Below are 12,207 nucleotides of genomic sequence, written 5' to 3'. Positions count from 1 at the left end.
TGAATAATACCAACCAGCACACAAGCTGAAGGGTGATCCGTGCGTTTTGTTCTTGCCATCGTGGCCTTCGTGCTTGCTGCCGTGATGATCGTTCTCGGCATCGCACAGCGAACAATTTTTCTTGAGCCCGCTTTCACGTCCCTCGCCTCTTCCGTCACGGGTAACACGAAGTACACCGTGATAGATCCGAGCGCGCTGGCAGCGTCTACGGGCAGCCAGACCATCAACGTGCGCGGAGATGGCGCTATCTTCCTCGCCTACGGCCGTTCGGAAGACGTCGCCGCGTGGATTGCGGACGACGCATACGCCACTGTCGGCCTCAGCGAGAAAACAGGCGAACTCACCTCCACCGTCACCGACGCCGTCACCGCCGATAATGCCGAGGGCACGTCGGGTGACGCCGCCACAGCGGATGTCGCCTCCGCGATCGTGAATCCAGCCGGGTCGGACTTGTGGCTCGAGGAGTACACCGGCACGAAGTCCGTGACAACCACGCTGACCCTGCCGGAGGGTATCTCGGTGCTCGTCGCGTCGGACGGGATTGCACCGGCACCGTCCAGCATCCGTGTGTCGTGGGCGTCCGATAATTCCACCCCGTGGGCCGGCCCGCTGCTCGCTGGTGGTGCCGTGCTTCTACTGGCCGGACTGGTGTTGTACGTACTGGCCCTGCTGCATCTGCGTCGCTCTCGCAGGCCGCGTCGCAATGTGCCCCGCGGTCCCCGAATGCCGCGTTTGCCGCGCGCACCGCGTCCGAAGGCGATCAAAGCCAGTCAGATCACGACTTCGCGGCGGGGAATCGCCCGCCGGGTGGCCATCCTGCCCATGATCGTGGTCTCCGGCCTGGCGCTGAGTGGCTGTTCGGCCGATCTGTGGCCTGATTTCAGCGCGGCCAGCACGGCCACTGCGACGCCAACGCCGACGCCTCAGCCCACCGATTCTGTCGAAGCCGCCGCCGAGCTGCCGCCGCCCGCCGTCACTGTCTCCCAGCTGGAAACGATCATGAGCGAGATTTCGCTGCTCAGCGCGGACGCCGATACGAACCTGAATACAGAGACTATTGCGACGCGATTCACCGGCCCGGCCCTGGAACAACGATTGGCCAACTACAAGATCCGTGCCGTCGATCCGGCAGTAGCCCCGCTGGTGGCCCTGGCGGGGGCACCGCTCACGTTCACGCTGCCGCAGCAGACGAACTCCTGGCCTCGTGTTGTCATGACCGTAATCCAGGATGAAAACAATCCCAGCATCCCGACCATGGCGGTCATCCTCAAGCAGGAATCGCCTCGCGCGAATTATCACGTGCAGTATCTGTTCGCGCTGGAGCAGTCGGCGCACGTTCCGAAGGTGGCGCCCGCCATCGTCGGTGCTCCCGCGATCGCCCCCGACAACAAGTTGTTGGTGCTGCCGCCGAACGAATTGGCCGCCGCCTATGCCGACATCCTGCTGCAGGGCGAGGCGAGCCCCTCATTCGGCCTGTTCGAGAGCGAGGGGGATAATTTTCGCGTTCAGGTCGCTGACCTGAACGCGGCCAAGGTCGCCGCCCTGCCGTCGACCGCTTCGATCGACTTCGCGGCTTCTGCGGGCACCGACGAGGCCGTAGCCCTCGCGACTAACGACTCTGGCAGTATCGTGGCGGTCAGCATGACGGAGACTGAAACGGTCAAACCGGTCGATGCCGGGGCCACGGTGGGGCCGGCCGCCGATGCCCTCGCCACGAAGGCGCTATCGGGCATCACCACTACGGCCAAGGGCTTTCAAAACACCTACCGCGACCAACTGCTGTTCTACGTACCCACGGCTGGTTCTAGCGACAAAATCGTGCTCCTGGGCTTTGCCCAGGGCCTCATCACATCGGCGGAGCTTCCATGACGAATATGCCCCCTTTCGGATCGAACCTGCGCGGAGCGGTCGACCTGTCCTCGCTCGTGAACCGTGCCCCGGCGGGAACGACCCCGGCGGCCGACACTGGCGCATCCATCGCCGGCGGCGCTGCGGCACCCTCCGGTACCGTCACCCTTCCGAGCCTTGTTCTCGAGGGTACCGACGCCAATTTTGGCGAATTGCTCGACTTGTCTTCCCGCGTTCCCGTGGTCGTCGGGCTGTGGGCATCCCGGAGCGAACCCTCGACACAGCTCATGGTCGTGTTGGAGAAGGTCGTTCTGGGCTTCGCTGGCAAGTTTGTACTGGCCCGCGTCGATATCGACTCGAATCCGCAGCTCGCACAGGCATTCCAGGCCCAGTCCGTGCCTACGGTCGCCGCCGTCATCACCGGTCAGCCGGTACAGCTTTTCAACGGTGCACTCGGTGAGGATCAGATCACCGAGGTGCTCGGTCGCGTTCTGGAGCTCGCAGCGCAGCAGGGTGTGACAGGCACGGCCCAGGCCACAGAAGCGGACGCCGAACCGGTTGCCGCGACCCCGGAGCCCCTGCCGCCGCACCACCTCGAAGCGTACACGGCCATCGAGGCCGGCGACTATGCCACGGCCCAGAGTGAGTACCGCACCGCACTGGCGCAGAACCCGAACGACACGATGGCCGTTGCCGGTCTGGCGCAGGTGAGTCTGCTCGCCCGGCTGCAGGGCAAGACCATCGATCAGATTCGCAATGGTGCGGCCTCCGCTCCCGACGATCTCGACGCGCAATTGCTGGTGGCCGACCTCGACTTATCCGGAGGTCACATCGAGGACGCCTTCGATCGCCTGCTGGGACTCTTTCCCGCACAGCCCGCAGCCGGCCGCAACACGATCCGCGAGCGCCTTCTCGAGCTGTTCGAGGTCGTCGGTCAGGACGACCCACGGGTTCCTCCCACCCGTTCACGTCTGACCGCCCTGCTGTACTGATTTCCTCGGTGCGCTCGAGTGCGCCCAGTGGCGACTGACCTAGTCGTACAGGCCGGGCGCGCTCGAGCGGAATGCGCCTAGCGGCGGAGGCGCAACCATAAGCCAGCGAGGGGAGGCAGGGTCAGGGTTGCCGATGCCGGGCGACCGGCCCACGGCTCGTTGTAGGCCTCCACGGCGCCCTGGTTTCCCACGCCGGACCCACCGAAGTCGCCGGCATCCGTGTTGAGAATCTCTTCCCATTGCCCGGCGAACGGCAGGCCGACTCGGTAGTCGCTGTGCGGATGCCCGGCAAAGTTGAAGAAGCAGGCGACCGGAACGCCGTGGTTGTCCCAGCGCAGAAACGACACGACGTTCTGGCCTGCGGCCCCGCCGTCGAGTAGCTCGAAGCCGCCCGGGTCGTTGTCTCGGCTCCACAGGCTCGCATTATCGCGGTAGACCCGGTTGAGCTGGGCAACGAGGTTGAACAGGCCGCGGTGCGCCGGCTGGTCGAGCATCCACCAGTCCAGTCCGCGCTCCTCGCTCCACTCCGAGCGCTGACCGAACTCGCTTCCCATGAATAACAGTTGCTTGCCCGGGTGCGCCCACATGAAAGCGAGGTAGGCGCGCACGTTGGCGAGCTGCTGCCAGGAATCACCGGGCATCTTCGAAACCAGGGCTCCCTTGCCGTGCACGACTTCGTCGTGACTGATCGGCAGCAGAAAATTCTCGCTGAAGGCGTAGATGAACGAGAACGTGATGTCATTGTGGTGGTACGAGCGGTACATCGGGTCGACCTGCATGTACTCGAGCGAGTCGTGCATCCAGCCCATGTTCCACTTGAAGCCGAAGCCGAGCCCGCCGCCGCTGGTCTGCGCCGTCACCCCGCCCCAGTTCGTGGATTCTTCGGCGATCATGATCGTGCCCGGGTTGCGCTTGTACGCCGTGGCGGTGATCTCCTGCAGCAGGCTGATCGCCTCGAGGTTCTCGTTGCCGCCGTATTTATTCGGCTCCCACTGCCCGGCCTCGCGCGAATAGTCGAGGTAGAGCATGGAGGCGACCGCATCGACACGCAGCGCATCGATGTGAAATTCCTCGAGCCAGTACAGCGCATTGGCGACGAGAAAGTTGCGTACCTGCATCTGGCCGAAATCGAAGATGTAGGTGCCCCAGTCCAGTTGTTCCCCGCGGCGCGGGTCCGGGTGTTCGTAGAGGGCCTGGCCGTCGAAGCGGGCCAGGGCGAAATCGTCCTTGGGAAAATGGCCGGGAACCCAGTCCATGATCACGCCGATGCCGGCCTGGTGTAGCCGGTCGATCAGGTAGCGCAGGTCGTCGGGGGAGCCGAACCGGCTGGTCGGTGCATAGTATCCGCTCACCTGATAGCCCCAGGAGCCACCAAATGGATGCTCAGCCAGCGGCATGAATTCCACGTGCGTGAAACTCAGCTCCAGCAGGTACCCGACCAGCTCATCGGCCAACTCGCGGTACCCGAGGCCCGGGCGCCAGGAACCGACGTGCATCTCGTAGACACTCATAGCCTGGTCGTGGGGATCGTTGGCCGTGCGATTAGCGAGCCAGGCGGCATCAGACCACTCATAGTGCGATTCGGTGACGATCGACGCGGTCTGCGGCGGTACCTCGGCGAGCCGGGCCATCGGGTCGGCCTTCTCGACCCAGTCGCCGGACTGCGCGAGCAGCTGGAACTTGTAGTTGGCGCCGAGCGCGAGGCCCGGAATGAACAGCTCCCAGACGCCGGTGCTGCCCATATTGCGCATGGCGTGGGTGACGCCGTTCCAGCCGTTGAAGTCGCCGATCACCCGGGCAGCGCGGGCGTGCGGGGCCCACACCGCGAAGGAAGTGCCGGTGGAGGACGCCGTGACACCCTGGTGCTGGCGGTGGTGGGCCCCGAGTACGTCCCAGAGCCGTTCGTGGCGACCCTCACCGATCAGGTGCAGGTCGAGTTCGCCGAGCGTCGGGATGAACCGGTACGGGTCATCACAGATCCAGGGCGGGGCGTTCTCGTAGCGGGCCTCAACCTTGTAGTCGCTGAGTCCGACGATGCCCTCGCCCTGCCAGATGCCGTGCGCGAGGTGGGTCAGCTCGACGTGCGATCCGTTGGCGAGAATGGCGAACACCTCGGTGGCGAGGGGACGTAGTGCCCGCATGATGACGACCGGGTCTGACACACCGTCTTGGACGGCGAGGTGTTGGCCCAGAACTTCGTGCGGGTTGTGATAGCGGCCGGCAGCGACGGCCTCGAGCACGTGGTCGGGCACCGGTTCGATCGGGGCCGCGTGCTGCTGGATCTTCTTGGGCCCGGATTTAGGGGACTGTGCCTTCTTGCCGTCGATGTTCTTTCCCTGACCCTTCGTGCTCGTTGTGTCGTGTTTCTGATGCTTTATGTTTTTGTCTTTGCCGCCGCTCATGCGCGTGCCCGGGCCGGATCGTGTGGCGTGACATGCAGAATATGCACCGGTTCGGTGAAAGCGTCCAAACGCACGAAGTTATCGGCCGACCAGGTCCAGGTGACACCGGAGACGAGGTCGTGCACGTCGAAGGTGTCGCCACGGGCAATGCCGAACCGGGTCACGTCGAGGTGCACCACCGTTTGGCGCACCGAGTGCGGGTCGACGTTGGCGACGATGATGAGGGCATCCGCTTGACCCGTTCCGGTGAAGGCAGCGCCCAGGAATTTGCTGTAGACGAGAATCGAGTCATCGTCGCTCGAGTGGATGTCGAGGTTGCGCAGCTGGCCCAGTGCGGGATGCTCGGAGCGGATGCGGTTGAGCAGCGTGATGTAGGGCGCGAGGGATTTTCCGAGCTGCTCGGCCGTGTTCCAGTCCCGCGGCCGGTACTCGTACTTCTCGTTGTCGATGCTCTCTTCCGCGCCCGGCCGAGCGACGTTTTCGAACAGGTCGAAACCGGCATAGACTCCCCAGCTCGGCGCGGCCGTGGCGGCGAGCGCCGCCCGAATCTTGAACGCCGCCGGGCCGCCGAATTGCAGGTACTCGGTGAGGATATCGGGGGTGTTCACGAACAGGTTCGGGCGCAGAAAGTCGGGGGTGTCGGTGGCGAGGCCGTCGAAGAACTCCTCGAGCTCGCTCTTGGTGTTGCGCCAGGTGAAATAGGTGTACGACTGCTGAAAGCCGACCTTGCCGAGGGCCTGCATGAGGGCCGGACGGGTGAAGGCCTCGGCCAGAAACACCACGTCGGGGTCAGTAGCATTGACCTCGGCGATTAGCCACTCCCAGAAGTCGAGCGGCTTGGTGTGCGGGTTGTCCACGCGAAAGATGCGCACGCCGAGGCTGATCCAGTGGCGCAGTAGTCGCAGCGCCTCAGCGCGGATGCCGGCGGGATCGTTGTCGAAATTGATCGGGTAGATGTCCTGGTATTTTTTCGGCGGGTTCTCCGCGAAGGCAATGGTGTCGTCGGGCAGGGTCGTGAACCACTCCGGGTGCTCCGTCACCCAGGGATGATCGGGGGAGGCCTGCAAGGCGAAGTCGAGAGCGAGTTCGATGCCGAGGGAGGCGGCCTTCTTCAGAAAAAAGCTGAAGTCGGCGACGGTGCCGAGGTCGGGGTGAATGGCGTCGTGGCCGCCGTCAGACGAGCCGATGGCCCAGGGCGACCCCGGGTCGCCGGGGGAAACGGTGAGCGAATTGTTCGGGCCCTTGCGGAAGGCCTGCCCGATGGGGTGGATCGGAGGCAGGTAGAGCACGTCGAAGCCCATGGCGGCCACGGCGGGCAGGCGTTTGGCTGCGGTGCGAAAGGTTCCGCTCTTCCAGCTACCGTCGGCGCGGCGAACGGCGCCCTCAGAGCGCGGGAAGAATTCGTACCAGGAACCGACACCGGCCCTGTCGCGTTCGACGATGATCGTGCGTTCGGCCGAGAAGGAGGCCAGGCCAGCGAGGGGGCGAGCAGCGATGGCCTGCCGCAGCGCGGCATCCGCTACCGCGAGAAAACGCTCAGTAGCCGATTTGCCGGTGTCGGCGAGCGATGTAGCAGCGGCCTGGAACAAACGACGGGCGGCGATTGGGCGGCCCGTGTCGAGGCCGGCCTGTGCCAGGAGAACCCCGCCGATAGTGAACATGAGCTCGACGTCGATGCCCGCTGGTATCTTGATCGCCGCGTTGTGTTCCCAGGTCGCGAAGTCGTCGGCGTACGCGCGCACCCGATATTGCCAGTGACCCGGGGCGCCGAGCTGCGCCTCGATGCCGTAGCGGTCGGTGCCGTCGGCCTGCAGCACCATTGGATGCCGCGTCGTGCTGCCGTCCGGCGCCGTGAGTTGCAGGTCGACACCGATGAGGTCGTGCCCCTCGCGAAAAGCGGTCGCGCCAAACGGTACGACTTCGCCGACGAAGGCGCGGACCGGCCAGCGATTATCGTCCAGCTGGGGAGACAGATCAAGAACCGGGATGCGGCCGATGGAAGCGGTGAAACGGCTCCCCGACGCGGCATCCGCGGACACGGTCGTGCGAGCATTGCTCGATACTGCCGGCTGGATCGTCTTTTTCGCTGCTGTCTTGGCCACACCATGACCGTAGCGTGAACAGCGGTCGTGGCGCTCCCCTTCCGCCGGGCGTGCCTGCGCGCGTCGATTCTGTCGGGCGTACCCCCGCGCGTCGATCGGGGTGTCACAGATTAGTCACCCAGCACCCCTAAGGTTGACCTCGTGAAGGCCATCCGCAAATTTACTGTCCGTGCCGTTCTCCCCGCGCCGCTCGCGGCTCTCGAGGAGCTTGCCGGCAATCTCCGCTGGTCGTGGCATGAACCCACCCGGCAGCTGTTCGAGCGCATCGCCCCTGAGCTGTGGCGCGAGATCGGTGCCGATCCGGTCGCCCTGCTCGGCGCCGTCGACCCGCGTCGCCTTGACGAGCTGGCGCAGGACCACGACTACGTGGCGCAGGTTGATTCCACCAGAGACGGTTTGCGCGATTATCTCGATCAACCACGCTGGTACCAGGGACTCGAGGGCGAAAAACCGGCTGCGATCGCGTATTTCTCACCGGAGTTCGGCATCGCTGCTGCCCTGCCGCAGTATTCAGGGGGCCTGGGCATTCTGGCCGGTGACCACCTCAAGAGCGCGTCCGACCTCGGCCTGCCGCTGGTGGGCGTGGGGTTGTTCTATCGTGCCGGATACTTCAGCCAGGCCATCTCGCCTGACGGCTGGCAGATGGAGAGCTACCCGCTGCTCGACCCCGACGGGCTGCCGCTCGCCGTGCTGCGCCGGGCCGACGGTTCGGCCGTGCAGGTGTCCCTCGCCCTGCCCGATGACCGTACCCTGCATGCCCGCGTCTGGCAGGCCAAGGTGGGTCGGGTTCGTCTGCTGCTGCTCGACGCCGACATTCCCGAGAATGCTGACGACCTGCGCCTGGTCACCGACCGCCTCTACGGCGGCGGCGGCGAACATCGGTTGCTTCAGGAACTCCTGCTGGGCATCGGCGGTGCCCGCGCCGTGAAGCTGTGGAGCTCGCTGCACGGACTGCCAGAGCCCGACGTGTTCCACACCAATGAGGGCCACGCCGGGTTCCTCGGTCTTGAGCGCATCTCCAGCCTGATCGGCGAGGGCCTGAACTTTCAGGAAGCCCTGCAGGTGGCCCGTGCCGGAACCGTGTTCACCACCCACACTCCGGTCGCCGCCGGCATTGACCGCTTCGAGCGTTCCCTCGTGCGGCGCTATTTCGGCACCGATCTGCTGCCCGGCGTCGACGTGGAAGACCTGCTCGCGCTCGGAGCGGAGAGCTACTCCGGGGGCTCCTCCGAGGTGTTCAACATGGCCGTCATGGGATTACGCCTCGGCCAGCACGCCAACGGCGTTTCGACCCTGCACGGCGAGGTCAGTCGCAGAATGTTCAACGGGCTCTGGCCTGGTTTCGATTCAGCGGACGTGCCGATTACGTCGATCACGAACGGTGTCCACGCGCAGAGCTGGACCGACCCGGCGCTGAAGAGCCTCGCCAACGCCAAGCTCGGCACGAGCGACACCTCGACGGCAAACTGGGCCTCCCCTGATGTGTCCGACCAGGACCTGTGGTCGGTGCGGGGGCAGATGCGCCTGCAGTTCGTCGAGGACGCCCGCCGCCGTCTGCATAATGCCTGGCGCGACCAGAACCCGGGTGGGATCCCCCCAGCCTGGATGGGCCGGGTGTTCGACCCGAACGTGCTGACCATCGGATTCGCCCGACGCGTTCCTACTTACAAGCGCCTGACCCTGATGCTGCACGACCCTGAACGCCTGCGCGCCCTGCTGCTGCACCCGGAGCATCCGATTCAGATCGTCATCGCCGGCAAGTCACACCCCGCCGATGAAGAGGGCAAACGACTGATCCAGAAGATCGTGCAGTTCGCGGCGGATCCGGCCCTGCGCACGCGCATCGCTTTTCTCCCCGACTACAACATTGCGATGGCCCAGCTCATGTATCCGGGAACGGATGTCTGGCTCAACAATCCACTCCGCCCGCTCGAAGCCTGCGGCACGAGCGGCATGAAGGCGGCCTTGAACGGCGCCCTCAACCTGTCGATTCTCGACGGCTGGTGGCCGGAATACTATGACGGCAAGAACGGATGGGCAATTCCGTCGGCCGATTCGGCCGGCGACTCCGCCGAACGGGATCGGCTCGAAGCCGAGGCGCTGTACGACCTGATCGAACACCAGGTCGCCCCGACGTTCTATGAACGCAACGGTGACGACGTACCCGAACGATGGGTGTCAAATATCCGGCACACCCTGAGTACCTTGTCGCCCGCACTGTCCGCTGACCGCATGGTCAGTGAGTATGTGCAACGTCTGTATCGCCCGGCCGGGCACTACGAAGCGCTCATGTCGGCGAACAACTACCGCGCGGCCCGCGAACTGGCGGCCTGGAAAGGGCGGATCGTCTCGGCCTGGCCACAGGTTGCGGTGACCCACGTCGAATCGGGCGGCGTTTCATCGGTGCCAGAAGTGGGTGATGACCTGCACCTGCGCGCGCACGTGCAGCTCGGCGGACTCGTCGCTGAAGACGTGACCGTCGAGGTTGTCTACGGTAAGAGCGTCGGCACCGACGAACTGCGCGATGTGGTGACTCAGGCGCTCGAACCGACACTGGTGAAAGAAGCACCCGCCGGCGGTGCCACCCTGTTCACGGGAACGGTCGAACTCGACCGGGCCGGAACGTTTGGTTATACCGTGCGCGTCGTTCCGAAGAATGACCTGCTCATCAGCCCAGCCGAAATGGGGCTGGTCGCCGTCGCGAGTTAGCTGGGTCAGGCAAGCGGCGTGCGGCGCGGCACGAGCGCGCCGTGAGCGCGCATAAGCTGCATCGAGGCACCCGGAACGAACAGGAAAGTGCCCGGTGCGTGCTCGATGATCGAGTCACGCAGGTCGTCGTGACTGGAATCCCAGAGCAACGTATATGCATCCACTCCCTCATGCCGGGGCAGTGTGACCGTCTCGTCCTGCTCCCGCGCGTTGACCACGAGCAGGATGCGGTTGAACGCTTCATGCTCGGGGGTCGAGGCTGCCATGTACTGCAGGGTGCGCTCGGTCGGCGAGTTCCAGGCATCACCGGTGAGCGCCTCGCCGGCGATGTTGTACCAGTCAAGCTGGCTGGCACTCGGCGTGGTCTCGCCGAACCGCCCGAAGTGCACCGGACGCAACGCCGGGTTCTCTCGGCGCAGCTGCAGCAGGCGGCGAGTGACTCGGTGCAGGTCCTGCTGCCAGTCGTCGAAATCCCAGTTCAGCCAGGTCAGCTCGCTGTCCTGGCAGTAGGCGTTGTTGTTGCCCCGCTGGCTGCGCCCGAACTCGTCGCCGGCGGTGAGCATGGGGATGCCGGCCGACAGGAGCAGAGTGCCGAGCAGGTTGCGCATGGCTTTGCGACGGGTGGCCAGAATGGCCACGTCGCGAGTCGGCCCTTCCACCCCGTGGTTGTATGAGCTGTTGTTGTCGGTGCCGTCACGGTTCGACTCGCCGTTGCCGAGGTTGTGTTTCACGTCGTACGCGGTCAGGTCGGCGAGGGTGAACCCGTCGTGCGCGGTGATGAAGTTGAGCGAGGCGAGTGGGCCGCGCTTCTCGGAGAAAGTGTTCGAGGAACCGGCGACCCGGGTCGCGAACCGTCCGATCCCGCTGCCGGCTGAGCCACTCAGGCGCAGGCTCTTCATATCCGAAAGCCAGAAGTCGCGCATACGGTCGCGGTAGCGGTCGTTCCACTCGGTCCAGCCGGGCGGAAAATTGCCGGTCTGCCAGCCGCCCTGGCCGACATCCCACGGCTCCGCGATGAGCTTCACTCCGGCCAGCTCCGGGTCGTCGCGAATCTCGGTGAGCAGCGGATGCTCCGGATCGTAGACGACGCCGCCGTCGCGGCCGAGCGTCGCCGCCAGGTCGAAGCGGAACCCGTCGATCTGCAGGTCGTTGGCCCAGTAGCGCAGCGAATCGAGCACGAGCCGTTTCGGCACGTCGTGGCTGAAGTTGACCGTATTGCCACAGCCGGTTACGTCGATGTAGGCACCGGACTCGTCTTGCCGGTAGTACCCCGCATTGTCGATGCCGCGCAGACTCGTGACCGGGCCGTTGCGACCCTCCTCGGCGGTGTGGTTGTAGACGACGTCGAGGATAACCTCGAGCCCCGCCTCGTGTAGCAGTTTGACCATGCCCTTGAACTCGCGCAGCACCGCTGCCGGCCCGGCAGACTGGGCAGCCTGAGTGGCGTAGTCGGCGTGTGGGGAAAAGAAATTGAGGGTGTTGTAGCCCCAATAGTTGATCAGGCCCTGTTTGATCAGGCGCTGCTCCGACACGAACGCTTGCACCGGCAAGAGTTCAACCGCGGTCACGCCGAGGTCCTTCAGGTAGGCGATGGTGGATTCGTGGGCGAGACCGGCGTAGGTGCCTCGCAGCGCGGCCGGAACCAACGGGTTCAGCCGGCTGAGGCCGCGAACGTGCGCCTCGTAGACCACAGTGTGATCGAGGGCCGTGCCCGGTTTCTCGGCGCCGTTCCAATCGAAATAGTCGTCGACCACCGAGGACTGCCACAATCCGGCGCCGACCCGAACCAGACCACGTGAATACGGTTCGATCAGGGTCTTCTCCGGGTGAAAAGAATTCTGTGGGCTGGCCGGGCCCGACACACGGATGCCGTATCGGCGCCCCGGTGACAGCGTGCGCGATTTGCCGGACCACACGCCGTGCGCATCCTGCGTCATCGGTACGCTTTTGATGATCCAGTTCGGGTCGACCTCGTCGAACAGACACAGGTCCATGGCGTCGGCATGTTCGGCCCAGACGCGGAGTTCGCCGCCGGCGCTGGTTAGTCGCACACCGAGGTTGCGCAGGGGGTCGGTGGAACTCATGGATTCAAGAGTAATCAGTGTGGGCGAGGGTGACGACCACCGGCATCCGCTCGACTGTAAAATGGCAGGC

Annotated in this window: 6 protein-coding genes; 3 read left to right on the top strand and 3 right to left on the bottom strand. The window is 64.9% G+C overall.

Translation table 11 applies throughout. From position 1 onward, the window contains the following. Positions 1 to 39: 39 nt before the first annotated feature. Together CXY74_RS13355 and CXY74_RS13350 are read left to right on the top strand one after the other, a co-directional pair. Positions 40 to 1,869: a hypothetical protein gene (locus CXY74_RS13355; protein ID WP_104200885.1), complete on the top strand. Its 1,830-nt coding sequence runs from the start codon at positions 40 to 42 to the stop codon at positions 1,867 to 1,869. Then, the gene (locus tag CXY74_RS13350) at positions 1,866 to 2,840 is read left to right on the top strand and encodes a tetratricopeptide repeat protein (RefSeq protein ID WP_104200884.1); all 975 of its coding nucleotides are present in this window, start codon (positions 1,866 to 1,868) and stop codon (positions 2,838 to 2,840) included. The genes CXY74_RS13355 and CXY74_RS13350 overlap by 4 nt, the downstream gene beginning before the upstream one ends. A gap of 77 nt (positions 2,841 to 2,917) precedes the next feature. On the opposite strand, the gene glgB is transcribed toward CXY74_RS13350, so the two are convergent. Both glgB and CXY74_RS13340 read right to left on the bottom strand, forming a co-directional pair. Next, positions 2,918 to 5,242 carry a 1,4-alpha-glucan branching protein GlgB gene (gene glgB, locus CXY74_RS13345; RefSeq protein WP_104200883.1) on the bottom strand — a complete coding sequence of 775 codons (2,325 nt, stop codon included), beginning with the start codon at positions 5,240 to 5,242 and terminating at the stop codon, positions 2,918 to 2,920. After that, positions 5,239 to 7,344, bottom strand: a complete 2,106-nt coding sequence (locus CXY74_RS13340; protein WP_370446152.1) for an alpha-1,4-glucan--maltose-1-phosphate maltosyltransferase — start codon at positions 7,342 to 7,344, stop codon at positions 5,239 to 5,241. The genes glgB and CXY74_RS13340 overlap by 4 nt, the downstream gene beginning before the upstream one ends. A gap of 141 nt (positions 7,345 to 7,485) precedes the next feature. Here CXY74_RS13340 and glgP point away from each other — a divergent pair, with 141 nt between their 5' ends. Then, positions 7,486 to 10,053, top strand: a complete 2,568-nt coding sequence (gene glgP / locus CXY74_RS13335; protein ID WP_104200882.1) for an alpha-glucan family phosphorylase — start codon at positions 7,486 to 7,488, stop codon at positions 10,051 to 10,053. 5 nt (positions 10,054 to 10,058) lie between these two features. Here glgP and glgX read toward each other — a convergent pair whose 3' ends face one another. Continuing rightward, on the bottom strand, positions 10,059 to 12,137 hold the full coding sequence (glgX, locus tag CXY74_RS13330) for a glycogen debranching protein GlgX (protein WP_104200881.1): 2,079 nt from the start codon (positions 12,135 to 12,137) through the stop codon (positions 10,059 to 10,061). Between the last annotated feature and the right edge of the window lie 70 nt (positions 12,138 to 12,207).

Origin of the sequence: Cryobacterium sp. Y29 (assembly GCF_002929825.1) — a bacterium.
In the GTDB taxonomy this organism is placed as follows: domain Bacteria; phylum Actinomycetota; class Actinomycetes; order Actinomycetales; family Microbacteriaceae; genus Cryobacterium.
This window is presented reverse-complemented; position numbering and strand designations above follow the sequence as displayed.